The organism is Saccharopolyspora sp. NPDC045839 (assembly GCF_056431645.1).
On the sequence record NZ_JBWKKH010000014.1, the window covers coordinates 1 to 18,637 of the forward strand.

Consider the following 18,637-nt stretch of genomic DNA (forward strand, 5'->3'; position numbering starts at 1 on the left):
CTGCTCCAAAGCGTCTTACTGTGCTGGACCGGCGTTTGCCCCACATGCCAAAGAAAACTCCCCAAACGAAGACAAACTTAACGAAGTACTACTAGCACTGGATGCCCGCACCGGCGCCGAGCTGTGGCGGCAGGACAACGCCACGGCCGTCACGTCGAACGGCGCGGTCATCCTGTCCGATCCAGATGAATCGTTCGACAAGGGGCGGTTCGTGGACGCCCGCACCGGTCGGGAAACGGGCCTCAACCCGGGCTTCATGGAGTTCTACGCGGACCCGAACGGCCCGGTTGTGGCGGGCGAACTCGGGGACGAAGAACGCGGTGGGCTCGGTCTGTTCCACCCCGGCGAGGGCTTGCGGTGGAAGGTCGACGGCCCGCGGTTCGACATGGCGTCTGTGCCCGAAGGCGAGCAGGCTCTGACATTCCTGCCGGATGCCGTCGCCTTGGTCAACCAAGAATTCGCACCGAGCAACGACGAATCCGGAGGGCAGTCCCGTGAACGACTGGTGCTGCTCGATCGAAGCACCGGCGCGGAACTGCACGAGCTGCACAGCACTCCGTGGTACGACGTGAAGGGGAGTACGACGAATGAGATTCAGCTCAGCGTCGTAGCCGCTCCTGGAACGCTGATCGTGATGAGATCCCCCCACGCGAGCCCCACTCCCGGCGTGACCGAGTTCATCGGGTTCGGATGAGCGCGAGCCCGCAGCGGCGGGTGACGGAATCCATCGAGCACGAACCGATGTGCACGTTTTCGATTCCGGCCGAACGGTGGTACTCGGCTTCACGACGTACGCCGGCATGGTGGACGACCCCAGTGGCGGCACCAGGCAGCCTTGTCGCCACCGACAACGGCGGGATCTTCGGCACCACCATCACCGGCTTCCACTGATGATCACGACCACGACGAAGCCCCTGCGGCAGTGGTCGGCTTCGCCGCCCTGAGGTCGCGTGCGTCGGGTCGGTCGTCAGCGAGGCGCCCACAGTTGGTCGGCATCTCCGGCGTCGAGGCGGCCTCGGTAGACGTCGATCTTGTGGCTGATGAGCTCCAGGTTCTCGTGGAGATCGGAGATCTGGGCGAGCACCTGGTCGCGGTGCGACTCGAGCAGGTCCAGGCGGTCGTGCTCGTTGCCCCTGCCGGCGGCCACGAGCTGGGCGTAGCGGCGGATGCCTCTGATGGGCATGCCGGTCGCGCGCAGTCTGGTGCAGACGGTGATCCACTCGAGGTCGAGCTCGTGGTATCGGCGGCGGCCTCCGTGGGTGCGGTCCACGGGAGTGACGACCAGGCCGGCTCGCTCGTAGTAGCGCAAGGTGTGCGCGCTGACGCCGCTGCGGCGCGCGGCTTCGGCGATGCTCAGTCCCGCCTCGGGGATCGGATCCGGCACGTCTCGGTTGACTTCGAGCACGCTCTAAATCCTAGCGTTCCCCGACATGAATCTCCCAACCCCGTTCCCGTCGCCGAAGAGGGGTACCGATCAACGACGCCGACTGCTGGTGCTCGCGATCTGCTGCGCCAGCGTGATCGTCGTGGTGATGGACATCTCGATCGTCAATGTCGCGCTGCCGGCGATTCGACGCGACCTGGACGCGTCGACGGCCGGTCTTCAGTGGATGGTCGACGCCTACACCCTGGTGCTGGCGAGTTTTCTCGTTCTGGCGGGCTCGATGGCCGACCGCTTCGGCCGACGGCGCGTTTTCCTCGTCGGTCTCGCCGTCTTTGGACTCGGGTCGCTGTTGTGCGGGCTGGCGTCGACGATCGGGTGGCTGATCGCGGCGCGAGCGCTCCAGGCGGTCGGTGGCACCATGCTCAATCCGGTGGCGATGGCGATCGTGGCCAACACGTTCACGGAGCCGGCCGAGCGGGCGCGGGTGATCGGTGTGTTCGGTTCGACGACCGGCCTGTCCCTGGCTCTGGGGCCGATCCTCGGTGGCGCGCTGGTCGATGTCTTCGGCTGGCGCTCGGTCTTCTTCGTCAACGTGCCGATCGTGGCCGCCGCAATCGTGTGCGCCGCGATCTTCATTCCCGAGTCCCGCGCTGCCCGTGCCCGCCGGCTCGACCCGATCGGCCAGATTCTGGTGGCGCTGCTGATGGGATGCGTCGTCTACGCGGTCGTCGAGTCCAGGGCGCTGGGCTGGAGTTCACCGGCCATCCTCGGCCTGTTCGCCGTCGCCATCGTGAGTGCTCTGGGCATCGTCTGCTACGAACCGCGTCGGACCGACCCGCTGCTGGAGTGGCGCCTGTTCCGCAGTGTGCCGTTCAGCGCGGCGATCCTCATGGCGCTCTTCGCTCTGTGCGGGTTCAGCGCCTTCCTGTTCGTGACCACCCTGTACCTCCAGGACGTGCGCGGCATGTCGGCGTTGTCAGCGGGACTGTGCCTGGTTCCGGTCGGGGCCCTGGTCGTGGTGCTCTCGCCCTTCACCGGACGGCTGGTCGGGGCACGTGGTTCGCGGATTCCGCTCGTGATCGCCGGGCTGGCCCTTGCCTTGGGCGGAGGGGCATCGATGTGGCTGTCACCCGAGACGCCGCTGCCATTCGTACTCGCGGTCTGCCTGCTGATCGGCATCTTCCTGGGGATGGTCAACCCGCCCATCACCAACACGGCTGTCGCCGGCATGCCCCGGTCGATGGCCGGGGTGGCCGGATCGCTGGCCTCCGCCGGCCGGCAAACCGGCACCACGCTGGGCGTCGCGATCGCCGGCACGATCGTCGGACCAGCACTGACGGCCGGGCCGGCCGGCTACACCGAAATAGCGCGGGGTGTGTGGTGGATGGTGCTCTGCCTCGGCCTGAGCGTCCTGCTGTTGGCGCTGCTCAGCACTGGATCATGGGCCAAGTCCACCGCAGCGAATGCGGCGGCGCTGTTCAGGGAGCTCGACCACGGCCCGGATGGTCCGCGGTCATCGGTCCGCGCCCGATGACCGCGACGCCCGCGGCCGGAACACGGCATGACCCAGGACATGAACGGCGTCGTCGCGGAACACTCGCGCGCTGGGAAAGTCGGGGTCCTATGTGGATTTTCCGTTCGGTGAGTGGGCCGCAGGCGGCCGACCTTGAGACACGAAAGCGACGGTTGTGCTGTGCGGTAGAAACGACAGCACAACCGCCCGTATCTGTTTGCTTCCAGTCGGCAGGAGGGTGTGACGCCTTCTGGGTGGGAGCAACCGGTAGAGCTAGGAACTGGCTGATCTGGATGCGGTCTCCGGGAGCACTAGGGCCTGGTTACCGGCCCCAGCCGCCCCAGCCCCAGCCACCCCAGCCGCCCCAGCCCCAGCCGCCCCAGCCCCAGCCGCCCCAGCCCCAACCTCCCCAGTTGGTGCGCTGACGACCGAAGACAGTGCTGATCTTCATGACGGTTCCCCATCATCGCTGTTGGGCGTAATGGTTTCAGTGGATCTCTGTGTCAAAATCGTGCTGTGCGCAGTGGCAGCACCAGGCGCGCTCCTGAAGATGAATGGCGGGAGAACGCGATTACTTCCCGAGTCATCGGCGGAAAGACATCACCGATGGCTCTCATGTACTGCGTTCTCGACGGTAGTCCCGGACTCCGGTGAGAAAAAGGGGACTTTCGTCCCACGCACGTTCCGTGTCCACTGAGGAGTCGGCGGACCCGCTGATTCACCGACGCGAAGGAAAGGGCGTTGTGCTACGAACAGTCGGTCACCAGAGGCGGCATCGACGACGAGATTTGCTGAACCACAGCCCAGGCAACCTGAAACTGCGGGGCTCAAATCACTCGTGCTGGGCAGGTGATTCCAAGAACCGCCTCCACCGTGGTGGACAAGCCGGCCTCCCTCGCACCGACACGTCCTCGCGGTGATCACCTTCTCCGGGGCCCGCTGACCTGGGCTCAGGACCAACGCGGTGTTGCAGATGTTGTTCTGGTCAGCTCGTGGGCCGAAGGAATCCCTCGCCGGCTTCTGATTTCCTGTATTGGAAGAGCAGGCGAACAGCGGCGCCTGCGCCTGGTGAGGTGTCGGGGACGTCACCGTGGTCGCGGAGATAGCACCTTTGCGGTCCTTGGCAGCCCTCCGGGACCTCTGCTGTTGCCGGCGTGACTGCCCTTCGACAGGGCCATGAATACTCGCTTGCGGTCAGCTATGCGCTCGGCGAGAGTGGCGTCCGGACTGTCAGGAGGGAAGTCGGCATGTACGTACCGCCATCGGCGCGACCGCTCGACGCGGAGGAACACGAACTGGTTGAGCTCGCCCGCCGAACGATCGACGCCAACGCGGATTCCGGTCCTGGCGAGGACGGCATCCACACGATGGGCGCCGCTGTGATGGCGGCCGATTTCCGCATGTTCAGCGGCGTGAATCTCTTCCACTTCACCGGCGGCCCATGCGCCGAGCTGGTCGCACTCGGCGCGGCTCGGGCACAGGGTGCGCGGCAGATGAAGTGCATCGTCGCGGTCGGCAGCGACGGGCGCGGCGTCACGGGCCCGTGTGGGCGTGATCGGCAGGTGTTCGCGGACTACTACCCGATGATGCGTGTTGTCGTGCCCACTCCGGACGGGTTGCGTTCTGTAGTGGCAGCCGATTTGCTGCCGCTGTTCCAGCGGTGGACCCCGGAAGCCGGCACGACCGCCTTCGACGCGTCGAGCTACAACGATCCCGAGCACCGAACCTGACATGACCACTGCGGTGGCCGTCTCGTCCACGCGAGGGACTGCCAGGCCGGTGGGCGGGCCCCCACCCCGTCCACCGGCCGCGGCAGCAGAAATTCGTGTCAGTGGAAGGTCATGTGGTCGGCGAGGACGGTCTTCCCGTCCTGCTGCACCGCGCCCGAGGCGGTCACCTTCTCACCGACCCAGGGAGCACCGTTTCCGAGCTCGACAGTGGTGTCCGGGGTCAGGACGAACTCCAGCTCCGGCGCGCCCGGGTGCGCGACGACGGAGAACACGGTCACTTCGCCCCACACGACGTCGCCCCGCTTCTCGATCTTGCTGACCTCGCCCTCGACCCTGATGTTGTGCGTCTCATCGGACGGCTTCGCCTGCTGGGTCTGGCTCGGGTGGCTCTTCGCGACCTGGCCGTCGGCGGACGCGGCAACGGCGGTCCCACCGAAGACGAGGGCGGGCAGCAGGGCGAGGCCGGCGATGACGCCGACGCGGCGCGTGCTCTTGGCAGACATGGTTTTTCGCCTTTCGCGTTGTGTGCGCCGGTCCTCGAGGACCGGATGAGCACAGCCTGCCCGCCCCGTTTGAGCGATCTCGGAGAAGATCTGGGAGAGTTCTGAGAATCCGAGGGCTCGCGGGGAGAGGCGAACCTGTTCTCGCTGGAGAGCACCGCCCGGTTCCCAGGGAACTCCCAGAACTTTCCGGGATTCACTCAGCCGCGTCGGAGCTCGCATCATCGACGAGCGGCAGCAGCACCCGGAACGTCGCTCCGGCTCCCGGTGCCGTATCCAGGGAAATCGTTCCGCCGTGCGCGGCGACCAGGGAGTGCACGATGGCCAGGCCGAGTCCGGCGCCGCCGCCGTCGGTGCGGCTGCGGGAGTCGTCCGCGCGGTAGAACCGGTCGAACACGCGCGCCTGCTGTTCGTTCGTCAGCCCCGGACCAACGTCGGCGACCTCCAGAACGGCCTGGCCGTCCGCAGTGCCGACGCCGATGCGGATCCGCGTGCCCTCCGGGGTGTGCCGGACGGCATTGCCGACGAGATTGGTGACCACCTGCCGCATCCGGGCCTCGTCGGCGAACGCGGGTGCGGCGGCCGGTGCTTCGCCGTTCGGCCCGGTGAGCTCGACCGGTCGGGACGGATCGAGCGCGCGCACGTCGTGCAGCGCGTCGGCGGCCACGGTGCGCAGATCCATCTGCGCCAGCTCCAACGAGTCCGTCGGATCGCGCTGCTCGTCGAGCCGCGCGAGCAGCAGCAGGTCCTCGACGAGCCGGGTCAATCGCAGCGACTCGCGCTCGATGCGGTCCATGGTCCGCTCGACGTCCGCGCGCTCGGTCAGCGCGCCCATCCGGAACAGCTTGGTGAATCCCCGGATCCCGACCAACGGGGTGCGCAGCTCGTGGCTCGCGTCGGCGACGAACCGCCGCATCCTGGACTCGGACCGCTCCTTGGCCGCGAACGCGGCCTCGTTCTGCGCGAGCATGCTGTTCAGCGCATCGGACAAGCGGCCGATCTCGGTGCTCGGCGCGGCCAGTCCGGGCACGCGCTGGCTGAGGTCGCCGTCGGCGACGCCCGCCAGGGTCCGCTCGATGCGCCGCAGCGGCCGCAACCCGCCCCGGATGGCGAACGACCCCACCACGGTGAGCACGACCAGCAGGCCGGCACCGGTGGCCAGCGAGATGGCGTTCAGCCGCGTGATGGTCGCCTGCACCCCGTCCAACGAAGCCGCCACCACCACCGTCTCGCGGCGGATCCGCACGCTGGAACCTCCGTCGCCGACCGCGAAGCCGTTCGAGGTCAGGGCGAGTACCCGCCAGCTGCCCGAACCGTCCTCGCTGGGCACGTCGAACGGGCGACCGCCACGCGCGTCGACCGCGGCGACGTCCAGGTGCGGCAGCGCGGGATCGGCCGGACTGGGCCGCCCCTGGGGGCGCTGCTCCACGATCAGCCCGCCGTCCGGATCCAGGAACGCGGCGTAGTTGTCCCAGAATCCACCGCCCTCGCCGACCGGGATCGTCTTCGCGAACGACTCGGGGGACCGCACCTGCTGCGCCACGCCCGTCGCCATCGGGTGGAGTTGCGCATCGATCCGGCTGATCAGGTAGCCGTGCAGAAAACCGGTCACGACCGCACTGCCCACGGCCAGCCCGACGGCGAGCAGCAGGCTCGCGATCAGCAGCACCCGTGCGCGCAACGACAGGCCGCGCAACCATCGCCGATTCGTCATGCCCGCGGCTCGCGGAGCACGTACCCGACGCCGTGCACCGTGTGCAGCAGCTTGGGGCCGGCTTTGTCGGTCTTGCGGCGCAGGTAGCTGATGTAGGTGTCGACGATGCTGGGATCGCCGCCGAAGTCGTACTCCCAGACCTGGTCGAGGATCTGCCGCTTGGACACCACCCGGTCCGCGTTGAGCATCAGGTAGCGCAGCAGGCGGAACTCGGTCGGCGACAACCGGATCGGGATGCCGGCGCGCACCACCTGGTGTCCGTCCACGTCGAGTTCCAGGTCCGCGACCCGCAACATGTCGCGCGGCGCGAGACCGCCGGAGCGCCGGAGCACGGCGTGGATCCGCGCGATCAGCTCCTCGGGGTCGAACGGCTTGGTGATGTAGTCGTCGCCGCCGAGGCTGAGCCCGTTGATCTTGTCCGCGGGATCGTCGCGGGCGCTGAGGAACAGCACCGGCACCGGAACGCCCGCGCCGGTCTGCTTCCGGAGTCGCCGGATCACCTCGAAGCCGTCCATGTCCGGCAGCATCACGTCCAGCAGCACCAGATCCGGCGTGCTGAGCCGTGCCTGCTGCAGCCCTTCGTCGCCACTGGCAGCGGAGGTCACCGAAAAGCCGGCGAATCGCAGTGTGGCGGCCAGGAGTTCTCGCACCGTGGGTTCGTCGTCCACGATGAGCAGATTCGTTCCGGATTCGGATGCCACGCTGAGCCTTTCCGGGTAGCCAACCGTGACGTTGGTAGCGGTGACCGAGGACGCGCCGAAGAGTGGTGCGGTACAGCACGAAGACGCGGAACCCCGGTATGAAGAGGATCCTTCCGAGATCAACTTCATTGGAGATCCCGCATCCAGATGAGTGTCACATAGATCGCCACGCTGCCCGTACGCGACCAGACGGTGCTGTTTCCGCCTGTCCTGAACGACGTCGCCGCAGCACCCGTGCCGGTAGCCGAGCGCCGAGCCCGTTCGAGCAAGCAGTCCTGATCCTGCGCTGGTTCCTCGACAACACCCGTGTGGCGCAACTGGCCTGCGACAACGCGATCAGCAAGTCCACCGCGCACGACTGATCGCAATCGGCAGGTGCCGCATCCCGGTCGCACCTCGGTGCGGACCTCTGGTGGTCGGGCAAGCACGCCCACCACGGCGGGAACATCCAGGTCCTCGCCACGCCGGGCGACTGGCCACTGTGGACTTCCGGAGTGCGGTTCGGCGAACACGACACCACCGCGCTGCGGACCGGCGCCGAGATCCTTCGACATCCACGTCGAGGCGACGGTGTTCCTGGCCGGGCTGGTGGTCGGGATCGCTCGCCGACCGCGGTCAGGGCTTGCGCGGGTCGCACGGCGTCGTACCTGACCTACTGCGCTTCCCGGCGGGTCGACCGGGCTGCCCCGGGTTGTGGGCGTTGAAGGGAGCTTCCGGCTCGCAGTGGGACCGGAATGCGGTTCGCCGGCCGGTTTCGAGTCCCATCCGTGTTCATCGGTCTCGTGAACCCGTCACGACGCATGCGGCGCCGCGTTCACATGAGGCGCTGCCTTCAACAGATGACGCTTTGTACTCTCCATAGCCGAGAGACCACCCGCAGTGAATCCCCCATTAGGGGTAAAGAAATTAGTCCTCGTTACGGGCAGTATCGCCCGGAAATTGCACACGAACCCCCAGCTCTTGGCGTTGTTCATCCCCGGGACGCCTGCTGGGGATGGAAGGAGAGAGAACATGCCCCGAGGTTCTCTGGTCCGAGGCGTTCTTGCGGTCGCCGTGACGATCCTGGCCGGCCCGGCGCTTGCGGCGACGACCGCCGCGGCTGCGCCCCTCGTCATCGGAGGTGACCAAGCGACTCAGACCTACGGCTTCATGGCGTCCATGCAGTCCACCGACGGCAAGCACCACTGCGGCGCCTCGCTGATCGACAAGCAGTGGCTGGTCACCGCCGCGCATTGCGTGGACGGGCAGCAGCCCGGCAACGTCCAGTACCGGATCGGGACGAGCGACCGCACCAGTGGCGGTGAGGTGGTCAAGCCGGACAAGTTCGTGGCCCACCCCAAGTCGAAGCAGAAGCAGGCCGGCAGCGACGTCTCCGCCGGCTACGACCTGGCCCTGGTTCACCTGTCGAGCCCGGCGCAGGAGGAGCCGATCAAGATCGCTACCACTTCACCGGAGGCCGACACCGCGCTGCAGCTGCTCGGCTGGGGCCAGACGTGCGGGACGCCCAAGTGCGGCGAGCCGCCGGTGAAGCTGAAGGAGCTGGACACCAAGACGCTCGCCCCGGCGAACTGCAGCAGCTCGCAGGACGGGTTCGATTCGGCGCGGGAGCTGTGCATCGACAATCAGGAGGGCAAGGTGAACGCCTGCTATGGCGACTCCGGTGGCCCGGCCGTGGTGCAGGACGGCAGCGATTTTGCACTGGTCGGAGCGACCAGCCGCGGCATGGCGGAGAACTGCGCGGAGAAGCCGGGCATCTACAGCGACGTCGTGGCGCACGCTGACTGGATCAACCAGACCATGAGTTCTGGCGGTTCCGACGATTCGTCCGAGCTGCCCGGCGAGTCCTCCGACGGACGCTCCGACATGCCTTCCGGCAAGCCGTCGTTCCCGCCGGGGACGACGCGCCACCGGTGAATCCATCGCCTGCGGCGGACTCCCTCGCCATCCCGCAGCTGCCGTGCCACCGAGGCGCGGCAGCTGCGGGACGGCAGCCGTCTCCGCGCTCGCCGACCGCTGAACGACGCCCAGATGCACCGATTTGGCCTGGAGTTTCTCGGTTCTGACCGGTAATCGTCTCTTGTGGACCGTCCAGGCGTCGCAGGCTCGAAACCCACCACCGAACTCGCGGAATGCCGCAATCCGGGAGGAAACTCGCCCGGTCCTCGTGAAGCTCCGGCGAGTCGCGCTGATCTGCGAACCTGCGCTCAGCCCTGGTTGGTGGAGGCTCTGATCACCAGGGTCGGTGGGAGGCGCACGGATTCCGGTGTCTCCCCGGCCATGGCTTGCGCGAGCATGTCGACTGCGGCCTTGCCCATCTGCTTCACGGGAGTCCGCACCGAGGTCAGCGGGATGGGCAGTTCGGCGGCCAGCGGGGTGTCGTGGTAGCCGGCGACCGCCAGGTCTTCGCCTGCTCGGATGCCGTGGTCGCGCAGGGCCCCGATCGCGCCGATCGCGGCGAAATCGTTGACGGCGAAGATCGCGTCCGGCGTCGGGCCGTGGGCGAGCAGTTGATCGGCGCCCTGGTGGCCCTCCTCGACATCGAGTCCCGCCTGGACGATCCGGTTCCCGGGCACCTCGATGCCCTCTTCGCGGTAGCGGTCGACGAATCCGGCCGTGCGGTCGCGGGCCGTGCTCGCGAACTTCGGCCCGGCCAGGACCGCAGCGCGTTCGAAGCCGCGGTCCAGGAAGTGCTCCGCGACCAGCCGGCCACCGAGGTAGTCGTCGCAGGTCGCGGCCGGGAAGCTGCCCGACCACCTGTTGACCAGCACGAACGGGACGCCTCGGGCGGCGAATTCGGTGAGGAACTCGCTGTCGAGGTGGGCGTCGCCGAAGATCATCCCGTCAACGCGGCGGGCGAGCATCACTTCGGTCGCGGTTCGCTGCCGCTGCGCGAGGCCGTCGGTGTTGGTCACGAACGTCGACAGGCCGACATCTGCTGCTGCGGCGTGGATCCCCTCGTAGACCATGGCGAGCACGAGGTCCGACAGGCGTGGGACGAGCACGCCGATCAAGCCGCTTCGCCGGGTGCGCAAGCTGGCCGCGTGCGGATTGGGCCGGTAGTCGAGCTCCTCGGCGATCTGGCGGATCCGGTCGGCGAGTTCGGGTGAGGCCGCCGCGCGCCGCTCCTGCGCAGTTCCGTTGAGCACGCGGGAGACCGTCGAGGAGTGGCTTCCGACGGCCTCCGCGATGGCACGCAACGTCGCGGGGCGGCGCGGCTTGAGCGGCGCTGCGCGAGGGGCGTCCTGCGTCGACATCGGAGGAACTCTACCCAGCCTCTTGACGCCTGGTGGATAAGACCAGCATAGTCACCCAAACGTTTGGGGCAAACGTTTGGGTAGCCGGTTGGTGATGAGCTCGTTCTGACCGGACGCGCACCGGAGGTGATCGAGTGAACGTCGACTCGCTGGCGCCCGACCGCGAACGGCTGTGGTCCGATCTGCACGATCTCGCGCGGCTGAGCGAGCCGGATTCGGAAGGCTGGACGCGCCCGGTTTTCAGCGAGCCGTACCGGGCGGCCCGGCATTGGGTGCGCGGCCGGATGCGCGATGCCGGGCTGGAGGTCTCCGTCGACCCCGCGGGCAACATCGTCGGCCGGCTTCCGGGCCGGCACGGTGGCGCTCCGCTGGTCACCGGCTCGCACACGGACACCGTCCAGGGAGGCGGGCGGTTCGACGGGATCGTGGGAGTGCTCGGCGGCATCGAGGTCGCGCGCCGACTGCGGGAAACGGGGACCCGGCTCGACCACGATCTCCTCGTCGTCGACTTCCTCGGCGAGGAGTCCAACCCCTACAGCGGTAGCTGCCTTGGCAGCCAGTCGGCGACCGGGGTGCTCACGGCGGAGAACCTGGACCGGGTGGACGCGGCCGGCAACCGGCTCGGCGACGTGGCGACGGCCTTCGGGCTGGACCCCGACGGGATGCTCACGCCCACCTGGGCAACGCGGCCGCTGCACGGCTACCTCGAACTGCACATCGAGCAGGGGCCGACGCTGGAACAACGGGGCATCGGCATCGGGATCGTCACCGCGATCGTCGGTATCGAGCGCTTTCTCGCCACCTTCGTCGGCCGGGCCGATCACGCGGGGACCAGGCGGATGGATGATCGGCGGGACGCGTTGGTCGCGGCCGCCAGGACGGTGCTGACCGTCGAGCGCGAGGGGTGTGCGGCGCCCGGTAATGCGGTAGCCACCTGCGGTGACCTGCGGGTCGAACCGGGTGCGGAGAACGTGGTCCCGGGCCGGACGCGCCTGGTGGCCGAGTTCCGCAGCGAGGACCAGGTCTGGCTGTCCGGTGTTCGCCGGCGGATCGTCGAGGAGATCGCTCGGGAAAGCGCCGAGAACGGTGTCGAAGCGCTGATCGACTGGACCGTGGACAACCCGGTCGTCCCGACGAATCCGTCCGTGCAGAACCTGACCTCGGCCGCCGCCGATGAACTCGGCCTCTCGTGGCTGGCGATGCCGAGCGGCGCCGGCCACGATGCCGCACATCTAGCTGCGCGCTGCCCGGCAGGGATGATCTTCGTGCCCTCCCGTGACGGTCGCAGTCACTGCCCCGAGGAATGGACCGACTCCGACCAGATCGCCACTGGCGTGCACCTGCTGGCGGCCGGCCTGGCGCGAATGGATCAAGAGGCCACTGTGGACAACGACTTCGGGGCCGGCCGATGAAGAACCGGGAGTCTGCTGCCGGCGACATCCGCTGAGCGTTGACGGTAGGCGAAGCCGTGCCGCCGGGAGGCGACGATTCCTGCCTGGTGAACCCCGCCCGCGGGTGACTGGTCGGTGAATTCGCGCTCGCGCGACTCTGTTCCACAGTGGACATTTTGCCGGTGCCGGGTCGATGCGTGCGCCGTCGAACCGCCGCGCGGCAGCCCTTTCCGGGTGCGCCCGACCTGATCGTCGCCCCGCTCATCGCGGCGTTCGCCGACCAGGTCAACGCCAGAATGGGTGTCGCTGCCATTCAAGGCGTCGTCCGGGTGCTGAGCGGCGAGGATCCCGTCAACGGGATTGTCCGACCGCGATCGTGTGCGATCCCTGGTCATTCGCCGACGACATCGACGAGCCGCGCGGGGCATTCCTCGGCAGATAACTGGTGGCGTCGTACCGGGCGGGCTCCCTCGTCGCATCCAGCGTGGTTTCCACCAGCCCGTCTTTGGGTATACCATCTAGCATGGGCGAGTGGTCAGGACTTCTGGTCGAGTGGCCCGTCCGGGCTGGACGGCGCGATCCTGCTGTGGGTGCAAATCGCTTCGCTGTAGGAACATCGGTAATCCTGGTCGTCCGATCGGCGGGGTGGGCTCGGTGTCGGCGCGTTCTAGCAGGTCGAACATTTGGTATACAGATTGCCGTAGATCCTGCTGGACGGACAGGACCTCAACGCGCTCACCGAGGCCCAGATGCGCGTCTACCGGGGCAAGAAGATCGCGATGATCTTCCAGGACCCGCTGTCGGCGATGCACCCGTTCTACCCGGTCGGGGTGCAGATCGCCGAGGCCTACCGGGTGCACAACGTGGTGTCCAAGAAGGCCGCGGCGGCGGTCGCCGTCGACATGCTCGGCCGGGTCGGGATTCCCGACCCGCGGCGCCGGTACTCGGCATACCCGCACGAGTTCTCCGGCGGCATGCGGCAGCGCGCGATGATCGCCATGGCGCTGGTCTGCGAGCCCGAGCTGCTGATCGCCGACGAGCCCACCACCGCACTGGACGTCACCGTGCAGGCCCAGATCCTCGATCTGCTCAACGAGCTGCAGGCCGAGACGGGGAGCTCGGTGATCATGGTGACCCACGACCTCGGCGTGGTCGCCGAGGTCTGTCACCAGGTCGTGGTGATGTACGGCGGGGTGCACGTGGAGCAGGCGACGGTCGCCGACCTCTTCAGCAACCCGCGACATCCCTACACCCAGGGACTGCTGGCCTCGATGCCATCCCTGGCGGGGGAGTCCGAGCGGCTCACACCGATTCCGGGCTTTCCGCCGTCGTTGTCGGCGTTGCCCGAGGGCTGCCTGTTCGCGGACCGCTGTCCGAAGGCACACCTGGTGCCGGACAACGCCTGCGGCACCCGCATGCCGACGCTGACCGGCCCCGACGGGCACCCGTCGCGATGCCACCTGGAGACGCTGCCCCTGGCCGGAGAGGTGGTCCGATGACGCCGCTGCTGCAGGTCACCGACCTGACCAAGCACTTCCCGATCCGCTCCGGCGTCTTCAGATCCGCCGGCGGCGTGATCAAAGCCGTCGACGGGGTCGGCTTCTCGATCGACGCCGGGCAAACCCTCGGGCTGGTGGGGGAGTCCGGTTGTGGCAAGTCGACCACCGGCCGGCTGCTCATGCGGTTGCTGACCGCCACTTCCGGGAGCATCCGGCTCAACGGCCAGGAGATCGCCGAACTCCGCCGGTCGGACCTGCAGGAGTACCGGCGCCGGGTGCAGATGGTGTTCCAGAACCCCTCGTCCTCGCTCAACCCGCGCCAGTCCGTGGGCAGTGCGATCGCCGCGCCGCTGCTGGCCCAGCGGATCACCCCGACCGGCGGCGTCAAGGCCAGGGTGCGGGACTTGATGGACCAGGTGGGGCTGCGCCCCGACCACTACAACCGCTTCCCGCACGAGTTCTCGGGCGGCCAGAAGCAGCGGGTGGGCATCGCGCGGGCGCTCGCCCTGGACCCGCAGCTGATCATCTGCGACGAACCGGTATCCGCGCTGGACGTCTCGGTGCAGGCGCAGGTGATCAATCTGCTGGAGGACATCCAGCGGGACACCGGGGTGGCGTACCTCTTCATCGCGCACGACCTGTCCGTGGTCAAGCACTTCGCCGACCGCGTCGCGGTGATGTACCTGGGAAAGATCATGGAGTACGGGGACAGCGCAGGCGTTTTCGGCGCTCCGCAACATCCCTGCACCCAGGCGCTGTTGTCCGCCGTCCCGCAACCGGATCCGGCGGCGGACAGGAGCGGGCGGATCCGGCTGTCCGGCGATCTGCCCAGCCCGGCCGACCCGCCGCGCGGTTGCGTGTTCCAGTCCCGGTGCCCGGCGCATCCGTTGCTGGACCCGCAACGCCGGCAGTTGTGCACCGACAGCGTGCCGAGCGGCGACATCGCCTGCCATCACGCCGATTCCGCAGGAGAGGCACTGGCCTCCGTGCCCCGGTGAGCCGATCCACATCCTGCTGAACATCCTTACCGCGTAACAGAAAGGTGACGACCGTGTTGATCCGCGACATCCGTCCGTGGGGTGGCGAGCGCAGCGATGTCGAACTGGCCGGCGATCGCATTGCGGGGATCCGCCGCCACGACCCGGCCGCGCAGCCGGCCGGCGAGGTCGTCGAGGGCCGTGGCCGGCTGTTGCTGCCGTCGTTCAGCGACGTGCACGTGCACCTGGACTCGACCCGGATCGGCCTCCCGTTCCGGCCGCACACGGGCGGCCCGGGAGTGTGGACGATGATGCTCAACGACCGGCAGAACTGGCGCACCGCAGAGGTTTCCCTCGAGGAGCGGGTGGCCGGCACGCTGGAGCGGATGATCGCCCGCGGCACCACACGGGTGCGGTCGTACGCCCAGGTGGATGTGGACTGCAAGCTGGAGAAGTTCGATGCCGTGGTGGCCGCGAAGGAGAAGTTCGCAGGTCAGGCCGACGTCCAGATCATGACGTTCCCGCAGGCCGGCATCCTCCGCGAGGAGGGCACCGCCGACTACCTGGAAGCCTCGCTGAAGGCCGGAGCCGAGGTGATCGGCGGCATCGACCCCTGCAGCCTCGACCGGGACCCCAAGGGGCACTTGGACGTCGTGTTCGGGCTGGCCGAGAAGTACCAGGTAGAGGTGGACATCCACCTGCACGAGCCCGGGCATCTCGGGGTGTTCTCCACTGATCTCGTGCTCGAACGCACCCGGGCGCTGGGCATGCAGGGCAAGGTCACGATTTCCCACGCCTACGAGCTGGGCTCGGTCTCCGAATCGGTGAGCCGTCGCATCATCGACGATTTCGCCGAACTGGACATCGCGATGGCCACCGTGGCGCCGGCGGACCGCGACCAGCTGTCCCTGGAGGCGCTGACGGAGGCGGGCGTCCGGGTGGGCCTGGGCGAGGACGGCCAGCGCGACTACTGGAGCCCCTACGGCAACTGCGACATGCTCGACCGCACCTGGCAGCTGGCCTTCACCAACAAGTTCCGCCGTGATGACCTGATCGAGATGTCGCTCGCGGTCGCGACCATCGGTGGGGCCTCGATCATGAGCCACGACGTCGCCCGGCTCGGCGGGGTCGCCGACCGGCCCGGTCTTGCCGTCGGCGACCGTGCCGACCTGGTGCTGGTCGACGGCGAGACGCCGACCAGTGCCGTGATGGACCGCGGCACCGACCGCACCGTCCTGCACGACGGTGTCGTCGTCGCCGACCAACTGGCCCTGGTGCGCCGCTGAAAAGTGATCGCGGCTTTCGCACCGTCGGCGTCCGCCAGCCCGGCCCGCCCGGCGGGGGTGAGGGATGCGGAGACCCACCGCCGGTCCGCCATGTCGCGTGCCCGGTCGACGTACCCGGCGGCGGCCAACTGGTCGACCGCCTTGGCCATGTCGCTCGGGTCCACGCCCAGCCGGACGACCAGGCCGCGCTGGGCGTGCGGCCCGAAGTCGGTCAGCGTTGATCGCCTGGTCGGGCGCCGTGTTCCGGGCACCCGGCCAGGTCCTCCCTCGGCTACAGATACGGGCGGGTGATCAGCTCAATCGCGTGGCCGGCGGGATCTTTGAAGTACACGCCTCGCCCGCCGTGCTCGTTGTTGATCTCGCCTGGGCGGCGCATCTGCGGATCTGCCCAGTGCTCGATGTCGCGCTCGCACAGCCGCCGGTAGGCGCGATCGAACAGCTCGTCGTCGAGCAGGAACGCGTAGTGCTGCATCTGGATCTCCACCGGCGGCTCGGCGAACTGCAGTAGCACGCCGTCGGAGAGCTGGATGTTGGTGAACGGGCCCCAGGACGGTGCTTCTGAGAACTCCAGCAACTCCCGGAAGAACCGAGCAGATTCGTTGCGGTCCTTGGCGGCGATGATGGTGTGGTTGAACGTGGCTGTCATTCGGCTGACCTCGTTGTTGTTCGACACGGGGAAACGGACTCGCGGTGCGCGAGTGCCGGGAGGTCCGCGTGCCGAACTGAGGGGGTGCGTTCTTTGCACCCGCCGTGCGATCAGCCCTCCACCGGGTGGCCAATCCGTGCGTGGCGTAGCGCCGGTCCGGTGTTCACGTTGGGTGACATTACTTGATCAGGCCGGCTGCCACAACGGGGAGGCGATCGGCTGCGACTGGCTCGTCAGGCAGCAGCGCCGGATTGCGCCGCCGAGGTGTGGACCTGGCTCCGGCGGACATGAGTGGGAGCTTCGGCCGGCGCGATCGTCGGTGCGATGCCGGCCCGTTTCCCGCCGCATCCGCGTTTGGTGGGTGATGGTCGAAGACCGGATATCCACCTCGTTCGGTCACGACGAGCCGACGGGAGTAAAGTGGATGTGCCGGTATTTCTTCTACTATGAAACAATTTCAACAATGTCGTAAGTGGACAGTCCTATGTGTATCACTTCGGCAGGTCCATGAGGCGTGTCTGTGCCGCTGGGCATGAGGAGGGGTGTCCCCGGTGTCGGAGCCGATCATCCTGTCGACTTGATTCGGCACTGCGGGGGCGATTCCGCGTGGGTCATCGGGTCCGGGGCCGCATTAGCGCTCGCGTGGACACCTCGGGTGTGTGGTATCGGCTATGATGTTCTTATCGCAATTGTCGATCCAGTGGACGCCGAGCAAACAGGGACTGATTGATGGCAACCGAGCGGAAGAGCAAGTCTGCGCACGCGGCTCGAGGAAATCGGCGGCTTGCGGAGAAGGTTGCCGAATCGATCGAAAAAGACATCATCGACAGTGGTTGGCAGATTGGTTCGGTGCTCGGTTCCGAATTGGACCTGATCGAGCGCTACGGCGTTAGCAGGGCAGTGTTCCGCGAGGCGGTCCGGCTCGTGGAGCATCAGCAGATGGCCAGCATGCGGCGAGGCCCAGGGGGTGGGCTGGTGGTCACCGAACCCGATCCCGGGGTGGTGCGAAATGCCGCTCGACTGTACCTGCGACATGCTGCGGTGAGCCGGCAGCAACTGTTCGAGGCGCGCATGGCGCTCGAACTCGCGGGGATTACCAGTGCTGTCGAGAAATTGACCGAAACGGGAATCGGCGTGCTGAACGAGGCGCTGCGCGTCGAGCAGGAGTTGATCGGTCAAGGTGTGACTCGCGGCCATGCGAGAAACCTGCACCGGGTAATCGCCGAACTGGCCGAAAATCCCGCGATAACGCTGTTCGTGGAAGTGTTGGCGCAGCTCGATCAGGACATTGTTCAGCGGGAATGGGATGCGACGGAAAAGGAGGACGAGGGGCACCATGATGCCGCCGTCGAGTCGCACGACGCGCATCGCGCCATCGTCGCGGCCATCGTCGCCGGGGACGCGCCGCTGGCGCAGTACCGGATGCGGCGGCACCTGCAGGCGATAGCTGCGCTGTTCGAGCCGGAGTCCTGACGATGCCGACGGTGGCGCCGGACCGGAGCCACCCGCCGGTTTCGTCGCCAACGGTGCAGGGCGATGTCACCGAACTCCATGTCCACAAACCGGCTGTCGGGCCTCGGTCATCCTGGGGTTCCTTGCGGTGATTCGGCTGTGGTGGTGCCGGTAGGCAGCCCGCCGCGCCGGGGTTCGAAGAACGGCAGGACCATGCCCTCCGGCATGCGCGTGAAGGCCACTACCACCGGCATGCCACAGTGGACGGACGAGGCGTCGCAGTTCACGATGTTGCTCATCATGCGGTAGCCCTCGCCGAGTTCGACGATCGCCACCACGTAGGGAACCTCGAAGGCGGGGGTCTGTGGTCGCCACACCACGGAGAAGCTGTACACCACGCCGATTCCGGAGCCGGCCCGCCAGGTGAGCCGTTCGGACAGGCACTGCGGACAGTGCGATTGCGGCTTGAACACCGCCGCCCCGCACTGCGTGCAATGCTGGTAGCGCAGCTCACCTTCGGCGCAGCCCTGCCAGAACGGTTCCGACAGGGCGGTGGGGATCGGCATCGGCCGGCTTGGTACGTCAACGGG

18 protein-coding genes and 2 pseudogenes are annotated in these 18,637 nt (G+C 67.7%); 11 read left to right on the forward strand and 9 right to left on the reverse strand.

Features of this window, described 5'->3' with window-relative positions; genetic code table 11:
* A partial coding sequence (locus tag AC07EQ_RS20585) for a hypothetical protein (protein ID WP_478389526.1) occupies positions 1 to 694 on the forward strand: 694 nt, incomplete at its 5' end.
* Positions 691 to 891, forward strand: coding sequence for a hypothetical protein (locus AC07EQ_RS20590; RefSeq protein ID WP_478389527.1), 201 nt, complete (start codon positions 691 to 693; stop codon positions 889 to 891). The genes AC07EQ_RS20585 and AC07EQ_RS20590, both read left to right, overlap by 4 nt.
* Before the next feature lie 76 nt (positions 892 to 967).
* Here the strand turns inward: AC07EQ_RS20590 and AC07EQ_RS20595 are convergent, their stop codons facing one another.
* The gene (locus AC07EQ_RS20595) at positions 968 to 1,405 is read right to left on the reverse strand and encodes a MerR family transcriptional regulator (protein WP_478389528.1); all 438 of its coding nucleotides are present in this window, start codon (positions 1,403 to 1,405) and stop codon (positions 968 to 970) included.
* Positions 1,406 to 1,430: 25 nt separating this feature from the next.
* Between AC07EQ_RS20595 and AC07EQ_RS20600 the strand changes: the two genes are divergently transcribed.
* On the forward strand, positions 1,431 to 2,918 hold the full coding sequence (locus AC07EQ_RS20600) for an MFS transporter (RefSeq protein WP_478389529.1): 1,488 nt from the start codon (positions 1,431 to 1,433) through the stop codon (positions 2,916 to 2,918).
* A gap of 301 nt (positions 2,919 to 3,219) precedes the next feature.
* Here AC07EQ_RS20600 and AC07EQ_RS20605 read toward each other — a convergent pair whose 3' ends face one another.
* Positions 3,220 to 3,348 carry a hypothetical protein gene (locus AC07EQ_RS20605; RefSeq protein WP_478389530.1) on the reverse strand — a complete coding sequence of 43 codons (129 nt, stop codon included), beginning with the start codon at positions 3,346 to 3,348 and terminating at the stop codon, positions 3,220 to 3,222.
* 703 nt (positions 3,349 to 4,051) lie between these two features.
* On the opposite strand from AC07EQ_RS20605, the gene AC07EQ_RS20610 reads away from it, so the two are divergent.
* Complete coding sequence (locus AC07EQ_RS20610; RefSeq protein WP_478389531.1) at positions 4,052 to 4,627, forward strand: cytidine deaminase family protein; 576 nt, start codon at positions 4,052 to 4,054, stop codon at positions 4,625 to 4,627.
* Between the two features lie 98 nt (positions 4,628 to 4,725).
* Here the strand turns inward: AC07EQ_RS20610 and AC07EQ_RS20615 are convergent, their stop codons facing one another.
* From AC07EQ_RS20615 to AC07EQ_RS20625, 3 genes are all read right to left on the reverse strand, one after another.
* A complete protein-coding gene (locus AC07EQ_RS20615) occupies positions 4,726 to 5,130 on the reverse strand; it encodes a hypothetical protein (protein WP_478389532.1) in 405 nt (134 codons plus the stop codon).
* Positions 5,131 to 5,323: 193 nt separating this feature from the next.
* Positions 5,324 to 6,841 carry a sensor histidine kinase gene (locus AC07EQ_RS20620; RefSeq protein WP_478389533.1) on the reverse strand — a complete coding sequence of 506 codons (1,518 nt, stop codon included), beginning with the start codon at positions 6,839 to 6,841 and terminating at the stop codon, positions 5,324 to 5,326.
* A complete protein-coding gene (locus AC07EQ_RS20625; RefSeq protein ID WP_478389534.1) occupies positions 6,838 to 7,509 on the reverse strand; it encodes a response regulator transcription factor in 672 nt (223 codons plus the stop codon). The genes AC07EQ_RS20620 and AC07EQ_RS20625 overlap by 4 nt, the downstream gene beginning before the upstream one ends.
* 204 nt (positions 7,510 to 7,713) lie before the next feature.
* Here AC07EQ_RS20625 and AC07EQ_RS20630 point away from each other — a divergent pair.
* Together AC07EQ_RS20630 and AC07EQ_RS20635 are read left to right on the forward strand one after the other, a co-directional pair.
* Positions 7,714 to 8,090, forward strand: a pseudogene (locus AC07EQ_RS20630) (IS5/IS1182 family transposase); the annotation flags it as partial.
* A gap of 463 nt (positions 8,091 to 8,553) precedes the next feature.
* A complete protein-coding gene (locus AC07EQ_RS20635; RefSeq protein WP_478389535.1) occupies positions 8,554 to 9,456 on the forward strand; it encodes a S1 family peptidase in 903 nt (300 codons plus the stop codon).
* Between the two features lie 290 nt (positions 9,457 to 9,746).
* Here AC07EQ_RS20635 and AC07EQ_RS20640 read toward each other — a convergent pair whose 3' ends face one another.
* On the reverse strand, positions 9,747 to 10,796 hold the full coding sequence (locus AC07EQ_RS20640; RefSeq protein WP_478389536.1) for a LacI family DNA-binding transcriptional regulator: 1,050 nt from the start codon (positions 10,794 to 10,796) through the stop codon (positions 9,747 to 9,749).
* A gap of 134 nt (positions 10,797 to 10,930) precedes the next feature.
* Between AC07EQ_RS20640 and AC07EQ_RS20645 the strand changes: the two genes are divergently transcribed.
* The 4 genes from AC07EQ_RS20645 (at position 10,931) to AC07EQ_RS20660 (ending at position 15,949) form a co-directional block, all read left to right on the forward strand.
* On the forward strand, positions 10,931 to 12,208 hold the full coding sequence (locus AC07EQ_RS20645) for a M20 family metallo-hydrolase (protein ID WP_478389537.1): 1,278 nt from the start codon (positions 10,931 to 10,933) through the stop codon (positions 12,206 to 12,208).
* 689 nt (positions 12,209 to 12,897) lie between these two features.
* Positions 12,898 to 13,686 carry an ABC transporter ATP-binding protein gene (locus AC07EQ_RS20650; RefSeq protein ID WP_478389650.1) on the forward strand — a complete coding sequence of 263 codons (789 nt, stop codon included), beginning with the start codon at positions 12,898 to 12,900 and terminating at the stop codon, positions 13,684 to 13,686.
* Positions 13,683 to 14,684, forward strand: coding sequence for an ABC transporter ATP-binding protein (locus tag AC07EQ_RS20655; RefSeq protein WP_478389538.1), 1,002 nt, complete (start codon positions 13,683 to 13,685; stop codon positions 14,682 to 14,684). The genes AC07EQ_RS20650 and AC07EQ_RS20655 overlap by 4 nt, the downstream gene beginning before the upstream one ends.
* A gap of 53 nt (positions 14,685 to 14,737) precedes the next feature.
* A complete protein-coding gene (locus AC07EQ_RS20660) occupies positions 14,738 to 15,949 on the forward strand; it encodes an amidohydrolase family protein (protein WP_478389539.1) in 1,212 nt (403 codons plus the stop codon).
* Between the two features lie 89 nt (positions 15,950 to 16,038).
* Here the strand turns inward: AC07EQ_RS20660 and AC07EQ_RS20665 are convergent.
* Both AC07EQ_RS20665 and AC07EQ_RS20670 read right to left on the reverse strand, forming a co-directional pair.
* A pseudogene (locus AC07EQ_RS20665) lies at positions 16,039 to 16,200 on the reverse strand (hypothetical protein); the annotation flags it as partial.
* 20 nt (positions 16,201 to 16,220) lie between these two features.
* Complete coding sequence (locus AC07EQ_RS20670; protein WP_478389540.1) at positions 16,221 to 16,595, reverse strand: VOC family protein; 375 nt, start codon at positions 16,593 to 16,595, stop codon at positions 16,221 to 16,223.
* A gap of 729 nt (positions 16,596 to 17,324) precedes the next feature.
* Here AC07EQ_RS20670 and AC07EQ_RS20675 point away from each other — a divergent pair.
* On the forward strand, positions 17,325 to 18,068 hold the full coding sequence (locus tag AC07EQ_RS20675; RefSeq protein ID WP_478389541.1) for a FadR/GntR family transcriptional regulator: 744 nt from the start codon (positions 17,325 to 17,327) through the stop codon (positions 18,066 to 18,068).
* A gap of 107 nt (positions 18,069 to 18,175) precedes the next feature.
* Here AC07EQ_RS20675 and AC07EQ_RS20680 read toward each other — a convergent pair whose 3' ends face one another.
* Positions 18,176 to 18,613 (reverse strand): Zn-ribbon domain-containing OB-fold protein, encoded by a 438-nt coding sequence (locus AC07EQ_RS20680; RefSeq protein WP_478389542.1) that lies wholly within the window; start codon positions 18,611 to 18,613, stop codon positions 18,176 to 18,178.
* Positions 18,614 to 18,637 lie beyond the last annotated feature (24 nt).